17 protein-coding genes are annotated in these 21,208 nt (G+C 64.4%); 10 read left to right on the top strand and 7 right to left on the bottom strand.

What is annotated here, in order from left to right:
• The first annotated feature begins 45 nt into the window (after window positions 1-45).
• Window positions 46-696: an SCO family protein gene (locus AC5P9W_RS07110; protein WP_197575128.1), complete on the top strand. Its 651-nt coding sequence runs from the start codon at window positions 46-48 to the stop codon at window positions 694-696.
• The gene (gene asd, locus AC5P9W_RS07105) at window positions 693-1,535 is read left to right on the top strand and encodes an archaetidylserine decarboxylase (protein WP_021203408.1); all 843 of its coding nucleotides are present in this window, start codon (window positions 693-695) and stop codon (window positions 1,533-1,535) included. The genes AC5P9W_RS07110 and asd overlap by 4 nt, the downstream gene beginning before the upstream one ends.
• Before the next feature lie 107 nt (window positions 1,536-1,642).
• On the opposite strand, the gene AC5P9W_RS07100 is transcribed toward asd, so the two are convergent.
• On the bottom strand, window positions 1,643-1,990 hold the full coding sequence (locus tag AC5P9W_RS07100) for a ribonuclease E inhibitor RraB (RefSeq protein ID WP_019660608.1): 348 nt from the start codon (window positions 1,988-1,990) through the stop codon (window positions 1,643-1,645).
• A gap of 24 nt (window positions 1,991-2,014) precedes the next feature.
• A complete protein-coding gene (locus AC5P9W_RS07095; RefSeq protein WP_111102205.1) occupies window positions 2,015-3,619 on the bottom strand; it encodes a transglycosylase SLT domain-containing protein in 1,605 nt (534 codons plus the stop codon).
• Between the two features lie 122 nt (window positions 3,620-3,741).
• Between AC5P9W_RS07095 and AC5P9W_RS07090 the strand changes: the two genes are divergently transcribed.
• Window positions 3,742-5,247, top strand: coding sequence for a helicase HerA-like domain-containing protein (locus AC5P9W_RS07090; RefSeq protein ID WP_019660610.1), 1,506 nt, complete (start codon window positions 3,742-3,744; stop codon window positions 5,245-5,247).
• A 93-nt stretch (window positions 5,248-5,340) separates the two neighbouring features.
• The gene (greB, locus tag AC5P9W_RS07085) at window positions 5,341-5,847 is read left to right on the top strand and encodes a transcription elongation factor GreB (RefSeq protein ID WP_019660611.1); all 507 of its coding nucleotides are present in this window, start codon (window positions 5,341-5,343) and stop codon (window positions 5,845-5,847) included.
• A gap of 157 nt (window positions 5,848-6,004) precedes the next feature.
• Here greB and AC5P9W_RS07080 read toward each other — a convergent pair whose 3' ends face one another.
• From AC5P9W_RS07080 to AC5P9W_RS07070, 3 genes are all read right to left on the bottom strand, one after another.
• Entirely contained in the window at window positions 6,005-6,835 is an 831-nt protein-coding gene (locus tag AC5P9W_RS07080; protein WP_111102213.1) for a DUF3025 domain-containing protein, read from the bottom strand.
• The gene (gene rimO / locus AC5P9W_RS07075; protein WP_111102206.1) at window positions 6,835-8,196 is read right to left on the bottom strand and encodes a 30S ribosomal protein S12 methylthiotransferase RimO; all 1,362 of its coding nucleotides are present in this window, start codon (window positions 8,194-8,196) and stop codon (window positions 6,835-6,837) included. Before rimO ends, AC5P9W_RS07080 begins: the two co-directional genes overlap by 1 nt.
• Before the next feature lie 218 nt (window positions 8,197-8,414).
• Entirely contained in the window at window positions 8,415-8,717 is a 303-nt protein-coding gene (locus AC5P9W_RS07070; protein ID WP_021203403.1) for a hypothetical protein, read from the bottom strand.
• A gap of 228 nt (window positions 8,718-8,945) precedes the next feature.
• Here AC5P9W_RS07070 and AC5P9W_RS07065 point away from each other — a divergent pair, with 228 nt between their 5' ends.
• The 3 genes from AC5P9W_RS07065 to AC5P9W_RS07055 are packed head-to-tail and all read left to right on the top strand — an operon-like array spanning window position 8,946 to window position 10,219.
• Entirely contained in the window at window positions 8,946-9,617 is a 672-nt protein-coding gene (locus tag AC5P9W_RS07065) for a dienelactone hydrolase family protein (RefSeq protein ID WP_021203402.1), read from the top strand.
• Window positions 9,614-10,036, top strand: a complete 423-nt coding sequence (locus tag AC5P9W_RS07060) for an HIT domain-containing protein (RefSeq protein ID WP_019660615.1) — start codon at window positions 9,614-9,616, stop codon at window positions 10,034-10,036. Before AC5P9W_RS07065 ends, AC5P9W_RS07060 begins: the two co-directional genes overlap by 4 nt.
• Before the next feature lie 15 nt (window positions 10,037-10,051).
• Entirely contained in the window at window positions 10,052-10,219 is a 168-nt protein-coding gene (locus tag AC5P9W_RS07055) for a LiaI-LiaF-like domain-containing protein (RefSeq protein ID WP_005410498.1), read from the top strand.
• Window positions 10,220-10,314: 95 nt separating this feature from the next.
• On the opposite strand, the gene dcd is transcribed toward AC5P9W_RS07055, so the two are convergent.
• Together dcd and apbC are read right to left on the bottom strand one after the other, a co-directional pair.
• Complete coding sequence (dcd, locus tag AC5P9W_RS07050; RefSeq protein WP_005410499.1) at window positions 10,315-10,887, bottom strand: dCTP deaminase; 573 nt, start codon at window positions 10,885-10,887, stop codon at window positions 10,315-10,317.
• A gap of 75 nt (window positions 10,888-10,962) precedes the next feature.
• Window positions 10,963-11,817, bottom strand: coding sequence for an iron-sulfur cluster carrier protein ApbC (gene apbC / locus AC5P9W_RS07045; RefSeq protein ID WP_031270225.1), 855 nt, complete (start codon window positions 11,815-11,817; stop codon window positions 10,963-10,965).
• Window positions 11,818-12,030: 213 nt separating this feature from the next.
• Here apbC and AC5P9W_RS07040 point away from each other — a divergent pair, with 213 nt between their 5' ends.
• The 3 genes from AC5P9W_RS07040 (at window position 12,031) to AC5P9W_RS07030 (ending at window position 21,176) form a co-directional block, all read left to right on the top strand.
• Window positions 12,031-14,826, top strand: a complete 2,796-nt coding sequence (locus AC5P9W_RS07040; protein ID WP_111102207.1) for a TonB-dependent receptor domain-containing protein — start codon at window positions 12,031-12,033, stop codon at window positions 14,824-14,826.
• A gap of 353 nt (window positions 14,827-15,179) precedes the next feature.
• Complete coding sequence (locus AC5P9W_RS07035) at window positions 15,180-17,987, top strand: TonB-dependent receptor domain-containing protein (protein ID WP_111102208.1); 2,808 nt, start codon at window positions 15,180-15,182, stop codon at window positions 17,985-17,987.
• 381 nt (window positions 17,988-18,368) lie between these two features.
• Entirely contained in the window at window positions 18,369-21,176 is a 2,808-nt protein-coding gene (locus AC5P9W_RS07030) for a TonB-dependent receptor domain-containing protein (RefSeq protein WP_058981090.1), read from the top strand.
• The last annotated feature ends 32 nt before the right edge of the window (window positions 21,177-21,208 follow it).

The raw sequence follows: 21,208 nt of genomic DNA, 5'->3' as shown, positions 1-21,208 counted from the left end.
CGGCCTCACCCGGTATGATGGAGCCCACTTCGCGCGGGGGCACCCATGTTCAATCGCAATGCCGGCATCATCCTGCTGATCGCCCTGGCGGCGGGCCTGGGCCTGCTGGCCGCCCAGCAGGTGTTTGCGCCGAAGCCGCCGGCCAATGCCCCGGCCACCGAAGCGATCACGCTGTACCCGCAGCCGCGCGAACTGCCCGACTTCAACCTGGCCCAGTCCGACGGCACCCGCCTGATACCGGGCGAGCTGAAGGGCCACTGGACGCTGGTGTTCCTGGGCTTCACCTTCTGCCCGGACGTCTGCCCGACCACCCTGGCCGAGCTGGCTGGCGCGCAGAACCAGTGGGAGGCCCTGCCCGACAGCTTGCGCCCGCGCGTGCTGTTCATCTCGGTCGACCCGGATCGTGACAGCGCCACCCGGCTCGGCGAATACGCGCACGGCTTCCACAAGGACACCCTGGCCGCCACCGCCGATATCCCGTCGCTGGAGCGCTTCGCCACCTCGCTCGGTTTCGTGTTCCAGAAGGTGCCGGGCAAGCACTTCGACGAGAACCCCGAGGATTACACCGTCGAGCATTCGGCCAGCCTGGCCGTGCTCGACCCGCAGGGCCGCCTTGCCGGCCTGGTACGCCCCCCGTTCAACGCGCCGGCGATCGCCCGCGACCTGCAGAAGCTGACCGAGAAAACCTCCCCATGAGCCTCACCACCGCCCTGACGTACGCCCTGCCCCACCGCCTGCTGTCTTCGATGGCGCGTTCGCTGGCGTACTCGGACGATCCGCGCGTGTCGCGCTGGCTGATCGACACGGTCACCCGCAAGTTCAACGTGAACCTGGACGAAGCGGCCAACCCGGACCCGCGCAGCTATGCGACCTTCAACCAGTTCTTCACCCGCGCGCTGAAGCCGGGCGCGCGCGTGGCCGACGCCGATCCGCGCAGCCTGGTGATGCCGGCCGACGGCCGCATCAGCCAGCTCGGCAGGATCGAGGCCGGCCGCATCTTCCAGGCCAAGGGCCAATCGTTCACCGCCGCCGAACTGCTGGGCAGTGACGAGGATGCCAAACCGTACAACGACGGCCTGTACGCGACTGTGTATCTGTCGCCGCGCGACTACCACCGCGTGCACATGCCGTGGACCGGCACCCTGCGCGAGACCGTGCACGTGCCGGGCCGCCTGTTCAGCGTCGGCCCGGCCGCAGTGAACGGCGTGCCGCGCCTGTTCGCCCGCAACGAGCGCCTGGTCTGCCACTTCGACACCAGCTTCGGCCCGATGGTCAGCGTGATGGTGGGTGCGTTGCTGGTATCGGGCGTCGAAACCGTGTGGAGCGGCGAGGAAATTCCGCATTATGGCGACCGCATCACGCGCAAGGACTACCGCGGCCAGGGCATCAGGCTGGAGCGCTTCGCCGAGATGGCGCGCTTCAACTACGGTTCGACCGTGATCGTGCTGCTGCCGCCGGGCGTGGCTGAGTTCGCCCCGCAGCTGGCCGCTGAAAGCCCGGTGCAGCTGGGCCAGGCGCTGGCGAAGCTGCGCTGAGGTACATGTAGAGCCGAGCCCATGCTCGGCTACTGGCTGCAACCGGCCATGCATTTCTGTGGGCAAAGGAAGCCGAGCATGGGCTCGGCTCTACAGCCAGAAGCGCGTCACTGCAGGACCGGGGCCGGACCGACGTCCATGCCGTCGTAGTCTTCCACGCCCTTCTCCGCGGCCAGCGCTGCGAATTCCTGGTTGCGGCGGTCCAGCGAGGCTTCGTCGTGGATCTCCACGCGCTCTACATGCAGCACGTGGAACGGCGCGTCGCCCTCTTCCGGCTCCTGCTCGAACAATTCCACGAAGGTATAGCCCTCCGCCTGCAGGTGCTCTGCCAGCGCCTGCAGCGGCTCAGCGGTGGAGTGCACGAAGAAGTACCCCCACAGCAACGGGCCCTTGATGTCCCAGTCGGTGTTTTCGCGGAGGTTGGCGAACAGGTTGCGGGTGTCTTCGAGGTCCATTGCAGATTCCAGCGGTCGTGGGAATTACTTGTCGCAGCCCTGCAGCTTCAGCGTCTGGCCCTGGCGCAGGCTGTAGGCCGGGGCCTTCAGGCCGTTGGCGCGGGCCAGGGTCGGCACATCGCACTGGAACTTCGCGGCAATGGCGCCCAGGGTTTCACCCCGGCCCACCTTGTGGCTGCGCGGCGGCTTTGGCCGTGCGGCCGGGCGCGGCGCGGCCACCGGAGCGACCGGGGTGGTCGGCACGCTGGTGGAGGCTGCGGCGTCGGCCACCGGCACCACGCCGCCCACGGCCACGCTGCCGGTGTAGCCGGCGGCGGCCGGGCGCTTGATCGCCGCGTTCAGGTCGGCGGTGATCAGGGTACGGGCCAGGTCGGCACGCGGGCCGCTGACGCAGTTGCGCTGGTACAGGCCGGCGATGCGGGTGGTAGCGTTGATCAGCGTGCCGGCCGGAATCCAGCCGTCGGCTTCATAGCGCGGGTTGAGGTTGCGCAGCGCGCGCATGTAGCCATCGCGGGTGCCGTGGCTGCCCAGGCAGATGGTCAGTTCGTAGATGGTGGTGGACTTGGCCAGGCGCAGCGTGGCCGGCTGCGCGCTGATCTTCGGGAATTCCACGCCGTACTGCTGCGGGTGCAGGAAGATCCAGGCCGCGGCGATCACCATCGGCACGTAGTCCTTGGTCTCGCCGGGGAACTGGTTGTAGACGCTGTCGGTCCAGAAGCTCTGCCCGGCGCTCTGCTTGAACACGCGCGCGGCGCGGCCTTCGCCACCATTGTAGGCGGCCACCGACATTTCCACGTTGTTGTTCAGTTCGCGCAGGCGCTCGTTGAGGTAACTGGCGCTGGCTTCGGCGGCGCTGCGCGCGTCAAAGCGGGTGTCGAAGCCGGTGCCATCCGGGCCAAGGCCGAAGCGGCGGCCGGTAGCCGGCATGAACTGCATCAGGCCGGCGGCGCCGGCGCGCGAGGAGGCATGCACGCGGCCGTTGGACTCCTTGGCCATGATGCCGAACAGCAGCGCCTCGGGCAGGCCGCGCTTTTCCCACTCCGGCCACATCACCGCACGCAGGTTCTGGTAGTTCTCGTAGCTGGTCAGCAGCGCCGGGCGCATGTCGGTCAGCCAGCGGCGGATGCCCGCCTGCACGGCCGGGTTGTATTCGACCATGCTGTCGAAGGCGTGCCGCTTGTCGTTGAGCAGCGCTGCGGCGCGGGCCGCCTCCGGCACGTCGGCGGTAAGCGGGCCGATATGGTCGGGGTCGGCTTCCAGCCGGTCACCGCCCTCGTCGGCCACCTCATCGCTGCCCGCCGCATCTGCGTCGTGCTTGAGCAGGCGCTTGTAGCTGGCCAGCAGCGTGCCCATCTGGCAGCCCTTCTGCTTCACGCAGTCGTTGAGAACGTCTTCCATGTCCTCCAGCGCGGCGTCGGCCTCGTTGCTGCCCTTGGGGTCGGCATTGGCGACCAGCAGCAGCGCATCGCTGTAACGCTTCTCGGCGACGGTCATGCGCTGCTGCAGCGCATCCACCTTCACCTTGTCCCGGGCCGAAACCCGCTGCGCATGGGCGTCGGGCGCCAGGGAAACCAGGCCGGCCAGGGCCAGCAGCGGCCAACCGCGGGAAATCAGGACAGGAACGGGCATTGATGGCACTGTGTGCGAAACAGGCAGGCAGAGTAGCGGCGCCGCCAAGGTCCGGGCAAGCCGACCTTCGGACCGTCACCGCCGGCGGTTAACATTGGGCTATTCACCACAAGGGCTGGACCATGGATCCGATTCTGCTCGGCAAAGGCATCACCGACGATGTGGCCGTCACCCTGCTGCCGAAACTCGGCAACCGCCACGGCCTGGTGGCCGGCGCCACCGGTACCGGCAAGACCGTGACCCTGATGACCCTGGCCGAGGGCTTCTCGCGGCTGGGCGTGCCGGTGTTCCTGGCCGATGTGAAGGGCGATGTGTCCGGCCTGGCGGTGCCCGGCACCGGCGCCGAGAACCTGCTCAAGCGCGCCGCCGAGATCGGCGTGGCCGACTACGCACCGGCCGCCAGCCCGACCATTTTCTGGGACCTGTACGGCAAGCTGGGTCACCCGGTGCGCACCACGGTCAGCGAGATGGGCCCGACCCTGCTGGCGCGCATCCTCGAGTTGAACGACACCCAGTCCGGCGTGCTCGACATCGTGTTCAAGCTGGCCGACGACCGTGGCCTGCTGCTGCTGGACATGGACGACCTGCGCGCCCTGCTTGGCCTGGTGGCCGAGGAGCGCAAGGACATCTCCACCGAGTACGGCCTGGTCAGCGCGCAGTCCATCGCTGCGATCCAGCGGTCGGTGCTGCGCCTGGCGCAGGATGGCGGCGAGAACTTCTTCGGTGAGCCGGCCCTGGAACTGGCCGACATCATGCGGGTCAATCACGACGGCCGCGGCATGATCGGCATCCTCGCCGCCGACCAGCTTGTGCTCAAGCCCAAGCTCTATTCCACCTTCCTGCTGTGGCTGCTGTCGGAGCTGTTCGAACAACTGCCGGAGGTGGGCGACCTGGACAAGCCGAAGCTGGTCTTCATCTTCGACGAGGCCCACCTGCTGTTCGACGACGCACCGCCGTCGCTGGTGCAGCGCATCGAGCAGGTGGTGCGCCTGATCCGCTCCAAGGGCGTGGGCGTGTACTTCTGCTCGCAGTTCCCCGACGACGTGCCGGGCAACATCCTCGGCCAGCTCGGCAACCGCGTGCAGCACGCGCTGCGGGCGTTCACCCCGCGCGACCAGAAAGCGGTGAAGACCGCGGCCGAGACGTTCGTGCCGAACCCTAAGCTGGACGTGGCCAAGGTACTGAGCCAGCTCGGCACCGGTGAGGCCTTGGTTTCCACGCTGCAGGACAAGGGCGTGCCGATGCCGGTGCAGCAGACGATGATCGCGCCGCCACGCTGCCGGATGGGGCCGATCACCGAAGCCGAGCGCGCCCAGGTGCGTGCCGGCAGCCCGGTCGGCAGTCGCTACGACACCGCGATCAACCGCGAATCGGCTGCCGAACTGCTGGCCCAGCGCGCACAGAAGAGCGTCGAGCAGGCGCAGGCGCCAGCCGCGCGCAGCCGCGAACAGGACGATGCGCAGGAAGGCGGTTTCGGCCAGGCGATCAAGGATGCGATTTTCGGCACCAAGCGCCGCCAGGGCATGATCGAGACCATGGCCAAGCAGACCACGCGCACGGTCGGCACCAAGCTGGGCAACCAGATCGTGCGCGGCCTGCTGGGCGGCATCTTCGGCGGCAAGCGCTGATCTGATCCGCCGCTGCTGGGGTCAGAGCCCTTCCCGCGGGAGCGGAGTCTGACCCCACCCTCCGTTCGTCCTCCGGAAAAGAAGTCGTATTGCATGTCGCGCTGGCGTCCCCCTGCAGAAAAGAGCACCGCCCTGATCACCGCCTCCGGCCACGCTCGGCTGAAGGCCGAACTGGATGACCTGTGGCGGGTACGGCGGCCCGAAGTGGTGAAAGCACTGGCCGCAGCCGCCGCAGAAGGCGACCGTTCGGAAAATGCCGAGTACACCTACCGCAAGAAGCAGCTGGGCGAGATCGACCGCCGCGTGCGCTACCTGACCAAGCGGCTGGAATCACTGCGCGTGGTCGACACTACGCCAACCGATCCGCTGGCGGTGTTCTTCGGCGCGTGGGTGGAGCTGGAGAACGTGGACAGTGGCGACACCAGCCGCTACCGCATTGTCGGCCCGGACGAGACTGACGCAGGCCTGGGCTGGATCAGCATCGACTCGCCGCTGGCGCGTGCGCTGCTGAAGAAGCGGCTGGATGACGAGTTTTCGGTGGAGCTGCCCGGCGGGCGGTTCACCTTTGCGGTGATCGGCGTGGAATACGAGACGGTGTAGAGTCGCCTGTCAGTCGACTACCGCGCGAAGCGCGGCACAAACCTCCACAGCGGGACGGCAAACGCACCGCGATCTTCATCGCGGTTGATGACTCGCCAAAGCCATCTGTCAGGCGCTCACGGCCTCGGAACGAAGAGCAGTCGACTGACAGTCGACTCTACATGGCCCCGTGCAATGGCGGCGGGTACGCGCGGCCGGCACGCAGCGGGCGGAAGTAGTCGGCATTGCGATAGAAGGCGGCATCCTGTCCCTCGTGCCACCCCGGGATTCCAGCCAACGGCAGCGGACGCAGCTGCAAGGGATCGGTCACCGCCCTGCCCTCGGCGATGGCCACGGCCACCGCGTCAACGCAGGCCGCATCGGCATCGCTGTACACCACCACGCACTTGCCCACCAGCAATCGCCCTGGCAGCAGTGCCTGTTCCATCAGCGCATGCCCGAATACCGCGGTGATGGCGATGTCATCGCTCTGCCAGTTCACCGGGTCAAACAACGCGGGCCAGTCGTGTGCATCCCAGGCAGCCCGCAGTGAGTCATCGCGCACGCGCACGATCACACCGGTTTCGTCGAACTGGGTCAACGCGGCCTGCGCGCGGTTGCGCTGGCCGGGCGGCATGGCCTCGATATGCCCGCACTGCTGCACATTGAGCGCACGCTTCAGCTGTGGGCATGAGGCCCAGACCAGCGCATTGAACAGGTCGTGCCAGTTGTCTGCGCGGGTGGCGATGCGCCCCTGCGCGATGCGGACTTCGTAGTGCAGGCCATCGGCCAGCAGCGCGGCGTCCTGTTCAACCAGGCGCTTCCCGGGCAATGCCAGGCGCGCATCAAGTGCAGCGATGGACGGCCAGCGAGGGCCGAGCAGCAGATCCCGGAAATCCTGCAATCCGGCAAACAACGGATGCGCGAACACCTGCGGATCGACCGCCGCACGCGGCGGCGGCACGAAGCGCCGGACACCGCTGCCGTCACCGGCGGCGGCCGTTGCGATCACAGTACCTTGAGGTCGAACGCCGGGCGGGCATTGGCCGGCAGCGCATCGCCGTACAGGTCGTGCTCGTCGCTCTCGGTGATTTCCACGTCGACGAACTCGCCCACCCGCAGCGGCACCTGATCGGCGTTCTGGATATGCACCAGGCCGTCGATCTCCGGCGCATCGGCCCTGGAGCGGGCCACGGCGATATCGCCTTCGATGGCATCGACCAGGCACTGCTGCACGGTCCCGATCTTGGCTTCCAGGCGCGCGGCGGAAATCTGCGCCTGCTTCTCCATGAAACGGGCCAGGCGTTCCTGCTTTACTTCTTCCGGCACAGCGTCGGGCAGGTCATTGGCGGTGGCGCCCTCTACCGGCGAATAGGCGAACGCGCCCACGCGATCCAGCTGCGCTTCGTCAAGGAACGACAGCAGTTCCTCGAACTCGGCTTCGGTTTCCCCCGGGAAGCCGACGATGAAGGTCGAACGCACAGTGATGTCCGGCGCGATACGGCGCCAGTTCTGCACGCGCTCCAGGGTCTTTTCGACTGCGCCGGGGCGCTTCATCAGGCGCAGGATGCGCGGGCTGGCATGCTGGAACGGGATGTCCAGGTACGACAGGATGCGGTTCTCGGCCATCAGCGGCACCACTTCGTCCACGTGCGGATACGGGTAGACGTAGTGCATGCGCACCCACGCATCCAGCTCCGACAGGCCTTCGCACAGCGCCTTCAAACGGGTCTGGTAGGCCTTGTCGCGCCACATCTTTTCGGCGTACTTCACGTCCACGCCGTAGGCCGAGGTGTCCTGCGAAACCACCAGCAGCTCGCGCACGCCGCCACGCACCAGGCGCTCGGCTTCACGCAGCACCTCGTCGACCGGGCGCGAAACCAGCTTGCCGCGCATCGACGGAATGATGCAGAAGCTGCATTTGTGGTTGCAGCCCTCGGAAATCTTCAGGTACGCGTAGTGCCGCGGGGTCAGCTTGATACCGTAGTCGGGCACCAGGTCCACGAACGGATCGTGCTTGGGCGGCAGTGCTTCATGCACCGCTTCCATCACGCTCTGGTAGTCCTGCGGGCCGGACACCGCCAGCACGTTCGGGTAGGCCTCGCGGATCTGCTCCGGGCGCTTGCCCAGGCAGCCGGTGACGATGACCTTGCCGTTCTGGTTCATCGCCTCGCCGATCGCGTCCAGCGACTCGGTCACCGCAGAATCGATGAAGCCACAGGTGTTGACCACCACCACGTCGGCCGAATCGTAGGACGGGACGATGTCGTAGCCTTCCGAGCGGAGCTGGGTGAGGATGCGCTCGGAATCGACAAGGGCCTTCGGGCAGCCAAGGCTGACGAAGCCGACTTTGGGGTTCAGCTGGGACATGGAATCGCGGGACTCTGGGGGCCTGGGCCCCTGCCGGCATGGCAGGGGGTCCTGGGGGCCGGGGCCTGAAAGGGCGCCAGTATACCGGGGTTGGCGGCGGCGCTCTGAACGGCCAGCCGCCCCAGTGAGGATACCGGGCTGGCCTGATGGCTCGCCGCTGTCGTCCCGCGCCCTGAGACGCGCCCCGAGGAAGGGGCCGTCGTTCGGCCCCTTGTACCTCAGGAGCTGGACAATCGCTTGGCCATCGCCACAGCAAGCTCCAGCCTGCCTGTCGGAGCCTCGCGCCCGCCCGCGTCCAAGGCAGATGGGATGCCCACTACCGGGATCTCCCATGCGCAGATCTGATCGCATACGAGTTGCTTGTGCTGACAGATCGGGTGATCAGCACCGTTGTTTGCTACACACTCGGCCCAGCCCCTGGAGCACGCGGTGCACCTCGGATAAGGGTCCGCAGCCTTGGCAGGCCCCATCACCGCAAGCAATGAAATGCCCATTACTGCCATCACGATCATGCTCTTCATCAATCACTCCGTTAATTTGACGAAAAAACGCACGTGCGGCGCCAACTACGATCAAGCGCAGTGGTGCCCCGCCATCTAACCACCCTAGGCCATGGTTTCCAACCCTGCCCGCAGATGGCTGGAGACGCCAGGCAGCTGGAGATCACCGATCCGGCCCAACTGCCGACATGACGTGCACTGACGCGCACCGGATAATCGGGTTTCAGTTTCCAAAGCGAGTCAGCCGCGATGAACGAATGGATCACCCTGGATACGCACCACGGCGCGGTACGGGCCTGGCAGGCACTCCCCGAGGGCACCGCGCGAGGCGGGCTGGTGGTGGTGCAGGAGATTTTTGGCGCCAACCCGCACATCCGCGGCGTGGCCGAGCGCTTCGCCGCCGAGGGCTATGCGGTGCTGGCTCCTTCGTTCTTCGACCTGGTCGATGGACCCGATGCCGACCCGGATGCCCTGCCCTACGACGCCGACGGCGTGAAGCAGGGCCTGGAAAGGGTCAGCGCGCTGGGCATGGAGAAGGCGCTGGAAGTGGTCCGCGCGGCGGCCACCCGGCTGGCCCCCTACGGCAAGGTCGGCACCGTCGGCTACTGCTGGGGCGGCACGGTGGCGATGCTGTCGGCGCTGCGGCTCGGGCTGCCGTCGGTCAGCTACTACGGCGCACGCAACGTCCAGTTCCTCGATGAGACACCCAAGGCGCCGGTGATCTTCCACTTCGGCACCCAGGACAGGAGCATCCCGCCGGAGGCCGTCCAGGCCCACCGCGACAAGCTGCCGCAGATGGCCACTTTCGTCTATCCGGCCGACCACGCCTTCAACCGCGAGGTCGGACATGCGTATGATCCAGACAGCGCCGCCCTGGCGCTGCAACGCACCCTGGACTTCTTCTCGGAGCATCTTGGATGAGCGAATTCGAACTCGATTCACGCCTGGCCACCGATAGCGTGCTGGTGGCGGAAGGACCGTTGTCGCAAGTGCGGCTGATGAACGACGAACGATTCCCCTGGCTGGTGCTGGTACCACGCCTGGCCGGGGTGACCGAGTGGATCGAGCTGGACGGCGAGCAGCAGGACAAGCTGCGCACCGAGCTCAACCGCGCCTGCAAGGCCCTGAAGGGCCACGACGGCGTGGAGAAGATCAATATCGGCGCGCTGGGCAACATCGTGCGCCAGCTGCACTTCCATGTGATCGGCCGCCATGACGGCGATCCGGCCTGGCCCGGCCCGGTCTGGGGTAGCGGCCCGGCGCACCGCTACGAGCCTGCGGCGCTGGACCAGCATGTCGCCTACTGGAAGGAACGGCTAGGATATCCAGCCCGTTCCTGAGCCTTGCCCGACCCGATGCGATTCAACCTCGTTGCCGCCATCCTGCTGATCCTGATCGGCCTGTTCATGCTCGCCAGCAACCTCGGCTGGACGCACCTGAACCTGTCCAAGCTGCTGCTGACCTGGTGGCCGGTGGCACTGGTGGGCGTGGGCATTGCGATGCTGTTCGGTCGCGGCAAATGACGTAGCGCCGGGTCGTGCCCGGCGAACGCACCGCGTGGACCATGCGAAAACGCCGGGCACGGCCCGGCGCTTTCGTCATGCAATGACGCGGGCGATCAGGTCCGCGGCAGGGTCACGCCGGTCTGGCCCTGGTACTTGCCGCCACGATCGCGGTACGACGTCTCGCAGATGTCATCGGCCGCGGCCTGGAAGAACAGCATCTGCGCCACGCCTTCGTTGGCATAGATGCGGGCCGGCAGCGGCGTGGTGTTGCTGAATTCCAGGGTGACGTGGCCTTCCCACTCCGGTTCCAACGGGGTCACGTTGACGATGATGCCGCAGCGCGCGTAGGTGCTCTTGCCCAGGCACACCACCAGGGTGTCGCGCGGGATGCGGAAGTACTCCACGGTACGCGCCAGGGCGAAGCTGTTCGGCGGGATGATGCACTCATCGGCCGTGATGTCGACGAAGCTGCCCGAATCGAAATGCTTGGGATCGACAATCGTCGAGTTGATGTTGGTGAACACCTTGAACTCGCGCGAGCAACGGACGTCGTACCCGTAGCTGGAGGTGCCGTAGCTGACGATGCGCTCGCCATTGGCCTGCTTGACCTGCCCGGCCTCGAACGGCTCGATCATGCCGTGCTGCTCGGACATGCGGCGGATCCAACGGTCACTCTTGATGCTCATGCTTTGTCCTGGGTACGAGGGGGCGCGTGGATTCTAGCAGGGGGCCGGGCGTCGCCGGCGGCCCTGCCCTGGCACCTACAGCAGCGAAGAGAGAATCGGAATGGAGGCACGCGGGCGCTTGCCCACTTCCTCGATCAGGCGCTGGGCGGCATGGCGGTAGGCCTGGGCTGGCACCGAATCGGGCTGCGCCACGGTGATCGGAGTGCCAGCATCCCCCTGCTCGCGGATGCCGATCTGCAGCGGCAGCGAACCCAGCAACGGCACACCATACTGCGCGGCCATGCGCTCGCCGCCGCCCTCGCCGAACAGGTGCTCGACATGCCCGCAGCTGCTGCAGGTATGTACCGCCATATTCTCGACGATGCCCAGCACCGGCACCTCCACCTTCTCGAACATCTTCAGCGCCTTCTTCGCATCCAGCGTGGCGATGTCCTGCGGCGTGGTAACGATCACCGCACCGGCCAGCGGAATCTTCTGGGTCAGGGTCAGCTGGATGTCACCGGTGCCCGGCGGCAGGTCGATCAGCAGGAAATCCAGGTCATCCCACAGCGTGTCATTGAACAGCTGGGTCATCGCCGAGGTGGCCATCGGCCCACGCCAGATCATCGGCGTATCCTCTTCGATCAGGTAGCCGATCGACATGGTGTCCACGCCGAACGCGCGCAGCGGCTCGATGCTCTTGTTGTCAGGGCTTTCCGGACGACCGGACAGGCCCAGCATGGCCGGTACGCTCGGCCCATAGATGTCCGCGTCAAGCACGCCCACGCGTGCGCCAAGCTGCTGCAGCGCCACGGCCAGATTGACTGCGGTGGTCGACTTGCCGACGCCGCCCTTGCCCGAACCAACCGCGATCACGTTGCGGATGCGGGCATGCGGCGTGAGTCCCTTCTGGACCTGGCTTGCATGGGGACGGCGGGGAGAACTGTTCACAACGAGCACCGGCGGGTCAGGGGGAATAACCCAACATCATACAAGCTGGACACAAGCTGACTGAAATTCAGGATTGCTACAGATTCGTGCACAGGTTGTTAAGTTCATGTTACGTTCGCTAAGCACTGGTTTTGGGCTGCGTCGCTGTTTCATTGCACGCACGATGGCGCATGCGCAGTGCCGTATTTGTATTTGCTCTTTGAACGGAACTACATGAAAGACCTTCGCAATTCCGCACGTCGCAACACCCTCGCCGTCGCCTTGATTTCCGCCCTGGTCGCCGCCTCGCCGGCAATGGCCCAGGACAAGGCCACCAACCTGGACAAGATCACCGTCACCGGTTCGCTGATCCCGCAGACCCAGGTTGAGACCCAGACCCCGGTCATGACCATCAGCGCTGAAGCCATCCAGTCGCGCGGCTTCAACAGCGTCGCCGAAGTGCTGCAGCAGTCTTCGCTGACCACCGGCGGCATCCAGGGTGGCCAGACCTCCGCCTCGTTCACCCAGGGCGCTGAAGCCGCTGGCATGTTCGGCCTGAATCCGGGGTACACCAAGTACCTGATCAACGGCCGCCCGATGATGTCCTACCCGGCGCTGTACAACGGCGGCGACGCGTTCAACAACATCAGCGGCATTCCGATCGACATCGTCGAGCGCATCGAAGTCCTGCCGGGCGGCCAGTCCTCCCTGTACGGTTCGGACGCGATCGCCGGCGTGGTCAACATCATCCTGAAGGACCACATGGAAGGCGGCAGCCTGTCCGTGCGTGGCGGCACCTCCACCGAAGGCGGTGGCAGCAGCTTCCGCATCAGTGGCGCGCACGGCTTCTCGGCGCTGGACGACCGCTTCAATGCGCTGGTCAACGTGCAGATCGAAAGCAGCAACCCGATCTGGGGCTACCAGCGTGACCTGACCAAGCAGAACAACACCCACGGCTATACCGCACAGCTGCCGTCGAACGACTTCGCCGTCATCGACGCCAAGACCAATGCGCTGTACATGATGGACCCGGGCAACTGCGCCAATGTCGCCGGCCAGTTTGGCGGCACCACCGTGCTGGCCAACCGCCCGACCGGCCAGTCCTGCGGCTCGGTGTTCGGCGCCGGTTACAAGACCCTGAAGAACGGCAAGGACAGCGGCCAGTTCTATTCGTCGATGACCTTCGACGTGAACGACAACTTCCAGCTGTTCGCCGACGTGCTGTACAGCAAGGAAAAGACCGAGTACACCTCGGGCTCGAACTACCTGTGGTGGGGCACCAAGAGCACCATGGGCGGCTTCTACGACCAGGCGTCAGGCAAGCTGGTCAACCTGCAGCGCGCCTTTGCTCCGGAAGACATCGGCGGCGAAGGCTACAAGAGCATCCTGAACAACGACAAGAGCCGTGCCTACCAGGTCACCCTGGGCGGCAAGGGCGCAGTGGGCAACTGGGACTACAGCCTGAGCTTCACCCGCGGCGAATATCGCCTGGATGAAAGCAAGTTCCAGCGCTTCGGCAATGCCATCAACAGCTACTTCGCCGACAAGGTGCTCGGCCCGCAGCTGGGCACCAAGGATGGCTTCGGCATCTACAGCACCAACTGGGGCGCGTTCTACTCGCCGATCTCGCCGGAAGATTTCGCTGGCTTCACCGGTTACACCACCAACCACAGCCGCACCTGGCAGAACCTGGCTCGCGCGCAGGTCACCAACGGTTCGCTGTTCTCGCTGCCGGGTGGCGATGCGGGCCTGGCCGTGGTCGTCGAAGGCGGCAGCGAAGGCTGGGACTACAGCCCCGACCAGCGCCTGCTGGACGGCGACGTGTGGGGCTCGTCGGCTGTTGCCGGCAACGGCCATCGCAGCAACTATGCGGTGACCAGCGAACTGCGCATGCCGCTGCTGGAGTCGCTGACGGTGACCGCTTCCGGTCGCTATGACGCCTTCAAGATCGCCGACAACACCGTCGACAAGGCCACCTACAGCGTGGGCGTGGAGTTCCGTCCGATCGAAAGCCTGCTGTTCCGCGGCAAGTACGGCACCGCCTTCCGCGCGCCGACCCTGCCCGACGCCTTCCAGGGTCGCAGCGGCTACTATGCTGCCAACTCGACCGACTACTACCGTTGCGGCGAGCTGGGCTACACCCCGGGCAACACCGACGCCTGCCGCTACGCCGACAGCGTCTCGGTCTATTCCGAGCGTGCCGGCAACCCGGACCTGGAGCCGATCACCGCCGACGTCTGGAACGCGGGTATCGTCTGGGCACCGATGGCAAACCTGTCGATCTCGGCCGACTACTACAACTGGAAGATCGAGAACGAAGTCGATACGGCCAGCACCGACCAGCTGCTGCTGGCCGAGTACTACTGCCGCAACGGCCTGCCGAATGGCTCCTCGGCCACCTGCCAGAACGTGGCCGACTGGGTCGTGCGCGATTCGGCCGGCAACCTGAGCTCGCTGTACACCCCGAAGATGAACGTGGCCCGGCAGAACCTGCAGGCCGTGACCGTCGGCTTCAAGTACCTGCAGGACATCGGCCGCTTCGGTTCGCTGCAGTTCTCGGGCAACTACACCAACATGCTGAAGCGTGAAGTGCAGGCGCAGCCGGGTGAGGACTTCCAGGACCTGCTGGGCAACCCGAAGTCGATGTGGAACTACGACAGCTACGCCAAGGTCCGTTCCGACGCGTCGGTGGCCTGGTCGCTGGACAAGTGGACCACCACGCTGTACGCGAACTACATCGGCCACACCCCGAACTACCTGGCAGGCCTGAACGGCTACGAGTACACCCACGCCGCATCGGGCTACAAGGCAGGCAAGTGGGGTTCGTACACCACCTACAACCTGAGCGTGAACTACCGTGCGCAGGATGACCTGACCCTGTCGCTGATGGTCAACAACGTGTTCAACAAGATGCCCGAACAGCAGGCCCACAGCTACCAGGGCACCTCCGGCACGCCGTTCAACAACTACCTGTACAACGTCTACGGTCGCACCGTGTACGTGCAGGCCAAGTACGACTTCGGCAAGTAATCCCGTCGTTTTCCGGGTTTGATTCCGGACCAGGCCCCGCTTCGGCGGGGCCTTTTTTTTGGATCGATATTCAGCGCGGAACAGCGACTTCCGCCGCCAGCCAGCATTTATTTACTCATCATTCATTCAGCCAGATTCGGCAAAGTCCACTGATTAATGCAACCAATTGTTTTGTAAAAGAAAAATATTATTCAAGGCCAGCCCCAGCTCAACACATTACAAAGTCGCGCAAATCAGGTTAAGCGTGTGTTACGTTCGAAAAACGCCGCCATTCTGGTTTTGAAGGCTGCTGAACCATCCATGAGTTCCCAGGAAAGGGAAAACGCGTTTCTCACGACCACACGGAGTACCGCATGTCTCGTAATGGCTTCCCGCGTCACCCGCTCACCCGCGCCGTCCTCAGCGGCCTGATCCTGGCCGGCAGCAGCGCGATCGCGCTCGCCCAGGAAAACACGCCCACCGATCTCGGACGCGTAACCGTCACCGGCTCACTGATCCCGCAGACACAGATCGAGAACCACACGCCGGTCCTGACTGTTACCGCCGAGGACATCCAGACCCGCGGCTTCACCAGCGTGGCCGAAGTACTGCAGCAGAATTCGCTGACCACTGGCGGGCTGCAGGGCGGCCAGACCTCAGCTTCGTTCACCCAGGGCGCCGAAGCCTCAGGCATGTTCGGCCTCAGCCCGAGCTACACCAAGTACCTGATCAACGGGCGGCCGATGCTGTCCTACCCCGCTCTCTACAACGGCAGCGACACCTTCAACAATCTCAGCGGCATCCCGATCGACATCGTCGAGCGCATCGAGATTCTGCCGGGCGGCCAATCGTCGCTGTACGGCTCGGACGCGATCGCCGGCGTGGTCAACATCATCCTCAAGGACCACATGGACGGCGGCGTACTGAACGTGCGTGGCGGCGCCTACACCGAGGGTGGCGGCAACGATTTCCGAGTCAGTGGCGCGCATGGCTTCAACGCCTTCGATGACCGTTTCCATGCGCTGGTCAACGTGCAGTACGAGAAGAGCAGTCCGATCTGGGGTTACCAGCGCGACCTGACCAAGCAGAACAACACCCGTGGCTACACGCCACAGGTTCCGACCAACGACTTCCTGGTCTACCTGCCGGACCAGCAGAACGCCTACGTGATGATGGATCCAAGCCGCTGTGCCAACGTGGCCAGCCAGTTCGGCGGCACCACCGTACTGGGCACGCGCGCGGTCGGTGAATCTTGCGGCTCGCCCTTCAGCGCTGGCTACAAGACGCTGAAGAACGGCAAGGAAAGCAGCCAGATCTATTCGTCGATGTCCTTTGATGTCAACGACAACTTCCAGCTGTTCGCCGATGCGCTGTACAGCCTGGAGGAGGTCCAGTACAACGCCGGTTCGGGCTACGCGTTCTGGGGCAGTGATGTCGGCTTCGGTGCGTTCGTCGACCAGGCCAGCGGCGAATACATGAACCTGCAGCGCGCGTTCGCGCCGGAGGACATCGGTCCCGCCGGCTACCGTGACACCATGAGCACTGATCGCAACAAGGCCTACCAGGTCACGTTGGGAGGGCGTGGCAACTTCGGCAACTGGGATTACAGCGCCAGCTTCAGCCGAGGTGAGTACAAGCTGACCGAGCGCAGCTTTGCGCGCTGGGCGAACGAGATCGACAGCTACTTCGAAGACCGCGTGCTGGGCCCGGTACTGGGCATCACCGACGACGGCTACAACATCTACAGCCCCAATTGGAGCGCGTTCTATTCGCCGCTGCCGGCCGGTGATTTCCAGACCTTCACCGGCTTCACCTACAACAAGAGCCGCACCTGGCAGAACCTGGGCCGCGCGCAGATCACCAACGGTTCGCTGTTCAAGCTGCCTGGTGGTGATGCCGGACTGGCCGTGGTGGCCGAAGCCGGCAGCGAAGGCTGGTCGTACACCCCTGACCAGCGCCTGCTGGACGGTAGCGTGTGGGGCACAACCTCGGTGGCCGGTGCCGGCCATCGCAGCAACTACGCGGTGACCAGCGAGCTGCGCATGCCGCTGCTGGAGTCGCTGACCGTGACCGCCTCCGGACGTTACGACGCGTTCAGGATCGCCGAAAAGACCGTCGACAAATCGACCTACAGCATCGGTATCGAGTTCCGCCCGATCGAAAGCCTGCTGTTCCGTGGCAAGTACGGCACCGCCTTCCGCGCGCCCAGCCTGTCCGACGCGTTCCAGGGGCGCAGTGGGTACTACGCCAATGGTTCGATCGACTACTTCCGCTGTGGACAGCTCGGCTTCAACCCCAGCGACACGGTGGGTTGTCCCTATGCCAATGAATCGGTGTTCGGCGAGCAGTCAGGCAACCCGGAGCTGGAAGCGATCACCGCCGACGTCTGGAATGCCGGCATCGTGTGGGCGCCGATCAACAACCTGTCGGTGTCGGTGGACTACTACAACTGGAAGATCAAGAACGAGGTCAATACGCTCAGCTCCGACCAGTTGCTGCTGGCCGAGTACTACTGCCGTAATGGCCAGACCAACAACACCTCGGCCAGTTGCCAGAACGTAAACGACTGGATCACCCGCGATGGCGCCGGCAAGCTGGAACAGATCTACACGCCCAAGATGAACATCGCCAGCCAGAACCTGCAGGCGGTAACGGCCAGCTTCAAGTACGTGCAGGACATCGGCCGCTTCGGCGCGCTGCAGTTCTCCAGCAACTACACCAACATGATCAAGCGCGAGCTGCAGCCGCAACCGGGCGATGAGTATCTGGACCTGCTGCGCGACCCGTACGCGATGTGGAACTACGACCAGTACGCCAAGGTGCGTGCCGACGGTGCGGTGGGCTGGGCGAAGGACAAGTGGACTACCACGTTGTACTTCAACTACATCGGCAAGACGCCAAACCGCATGGCGTACCTGGGCAAGGGCTACGACTACGTGCATCCGTCCGGCTACCAGGCCGGCAAGTGGGGCTCATACACCACCTACAACCTGAGCGTGAACTATCAGGCGATGGATAACCTGACGCTGTCGATGATGGTCAACAACGTGTTCAACAAGATGCCCGACGGTCAGGCACACAGTTACGCCGGCAACGTCGGCGCTCCCTATAACAGCAGCATCTACAACCCTTACGGCCGCGCCGTCTACGTGCAGGCCAGGTACGAGTTCGGCGGGAAGTAAGCAGCACACCTCTGTTGGACCAACGGCCCCGCTTCGGCGGGGCCTTTTTTTAACAAATGTTGCACGAATCCACATCCACACCATTTGTTAATATTTCATTAGCATGCCGGTCGTTACGTAAGCTATTGATTTATATATTGAATGTAAAAGTGAACAACACCGTTCCGCAGCGCAACATTTTGAAACATTCCCAAACAAGCAGCCTTAGCTTTTGATTTAAAAGAACTTTTTCAGAGAAAGCCAGCCTGTTGTTGTGACTGGACTATTTTGTCTACGTGAACGCCGCGTTACGGTCCAGCTGAATGGATTGCAACTGAACAAATCATGAAAGCTGTCAGGGAGGACGTCAGCCAGGCGACAACGCTCATACGGGGATCCATCATGTCTTGCCATCGCTCCACGCCGCTGCGCCACCCACTGACCCTCGCCCTGCTTGGCACCCTGCTCGCCTCCGGTACCGCGCTGGCGCAAAGCGGCAACGCACCGACCCAGCTTGACCGCGTCACCGTCACCGGCTCGCTGATTCCACAGACCGAAATCGAGAACCACACGCCGGTCCTGACCGTCACCGCCGAGGACATCCAGACCCGCGGCTTCACCAGTGTGGCCGACGTACTGCAGCAGTCCTCACTGTCCACGGGCGGCCTCCAGGGCGGCCAGACCTCGGCCTCGTTCACCCAGGGCGCCGAAGCGGCCGGCATGTTCGGCCTCAGCCCGGGCTACACCAAGTACCTCATCAATGGCCGCCCGATGCTTTCGTATCCAGCGCTGTACAACGGCGGCGATACGTTCAACAACATCAGCGGCATTCCCATCGACATCGTGGAGCGCATCGAGATCCTGCCGGGTGGCCAGTCCTCCCTGTATGGCTCGGATGCGATTGCCGGCGTGGTCAACATCATCCTCAAGGAACGCATGGACGGCGGCGTTCTCAACGTCCGTGGCGGCGCCTACAGCGAAGGCGGTGGCAACAGTTTCCGCCTGAGCGGCGCACACGGGTTCAATGGCGTCGATGACCGCTTCCACGCGCTGGTCAACGTGCAGTACGAAAAGACCAGCCCGATCTGGGGTTACCAGCGCGACCTGACCAAGGTCAACAATCCAGACGGCTACAGCCCGCAGTACGTTTCCAACGATTTCCTGGTGCTGCTGCCGGCCGCCAACAACCGCTACGCCATGATGGACCCGAACCTCTGCGCCAACGTGGCGGGCCAGTTCGACGGTACCACCGTGCTGGGCACCCGCCCGACCGGCCAGGCATGCGGCTCGGTGTACGGCACCGGCTACAAGACCATCAAGAACGGCAAGGAAAGCGCACAGATCTATAGCTCTGCCACCTTTGACCTCAATGACAACCTGCAGCTGTTTGGCGATGCGCTGTACAGCCTGGAAGAGGTCAAGTATGCGACCGGCTCCAACTACACCTGGTGGGGCACCTCGTCCGGCTGGGGTCGCTTCTACGACCAGGCCAGCGGCCAGTACATGAACCTGCAGCGCGTGTTCGCCCCGGAAGACATCGGCGGCGCCGGCTACCGCGACATCATGAACACCGACCGCAACAAGGCCTACCAGGTGACACTGGGCGGCCGCGGCACGGCCGGCAACTGGGACTACAGCGTCAGCTTCACCCGTGGCGAGTACAAGCTGACCGAGCGCAACTTCGTGCGCTGGAACGATCCGATCAACGACTACTTCGAGCAGCGTGTGCTGGGCCCGGTGCTGGGTACTACCAGCACGGGCTACAACATCTACAGCCCGAACTGGGAAGCGTTCTATGCGCCACTGCCGGCAGGTGATTTCCAGACGTTCACCGGCTACAGCTACAGCCAGAGCCGTACCTGGCAGAATTTGGCCCGGGCCCAGGTCACCAACGGGTCGCTGTTCAAGCTGCCCGGTGGCGACGCCGGCCTGGCGGTGGTGGTCGAGGGTGGCAGCGAAGGTTGGGACTACACTCCCGATCCGGGCCTGATGGATGGCAGCGTCTGGGGCACCACGGCGGTCTCCGGCGCTGGCCACCGCAGCAATTACGCCGTGACAGGCGAACTGCGCCTGCCGCTGCATGACATGCTGACCGTGACCGGATCCGGCCGCTACGACGCCTTCAAGATCGGCAGCAACACCGTCGACAAGTCCACCTACAGCATCGGCATCGAGTTCCGCCCGATCGAGAGCCTGCTGTTCCGTGGCAAGTACGGGACGGCCTTCCGCGCGCCGACCCTGTCCGATGCCTTCCAGGGCCGCAGTGGCTACTATGCCAACGGCTCCACCGACTACTACCGTTGCGGCCAGTTGGGGTATGCCCCGAGCAACACCGCTGGCTGCCCGTATGACAGCGTATCGGTGTTCGGTACGCGTTCGGGCAACCCGGACCTGGAGCCTATCACCGCCGACGTGTGGAACGCGGGCGTGGTGTGGGCTCCGATCAATAACCTCTCGCTGTCGGTTGACTACTACAACTGGAAAATCAAGAACGAGGTCGACACCCTCAGTTCGGACCAGTTGCTGCTGGCCGAGTACTACTGCCGTAACGACCAGGCCAACAACACCTCTGCAAGCTGCCAGAACGTCAACGACTGGATCACCCGTGATGCATCCGGCGTGCTGGACGAGATCTACACCCCGAAGATGAATGTTGCGCGCCAGAACCTGGAAGCTTTGACCGCCAGCTTCAAGTACGTGCACGACATGGGTCGCTTCGGTTCGTTGCAGTTCTCGGGCAACTACACCGACATGCTCAAGCGCGAGCTGCAGCCGCAGCCGGGCGATGAGTTCCTGGACCTGCTGCGTGACCCCTACGCGATGTGGGTGTACGACTCTTACGCAAAGGTGCGCGCGGACGGCTCGATCGGCTGGGCCAAGGACAAGTGGACCACTACCCTGTATGCCAACTACATCGGCAAGACGCCGAACTACATGGCATACCTGGGCAATGGCTACGACTATGTGCACAGCTCCGGCTACAAGGCGGGCAAGTGGGGCTCCTACACCACCTACAACCTGAGCGTGAACTATCGCGCGCTGGACAACCTGACCCTGTCGCTGATGGTCAACAACGTCTTCAACAGGATGCCGGACAACCAGCGCTTCAGCTTCGCCGGCACCAGTGGCCAGCCGTACAACAATTACCTGTACAACGCCTACGGGCGAGCCATCTACGTGCAGGCCAAGTACGAGTTCGGTGGCCGCTGATCCGCTGACGCCACTTGTGCTGCAGAAGGCCC

The organism is Stenotrophomonas sp. YJH_SMC_33 (assembly GCF_059372295.1).
Note: the sequence above shows the minus strand (reverse complement) of the source record. Positions and strands in the feature narration are given on the sequence as shown.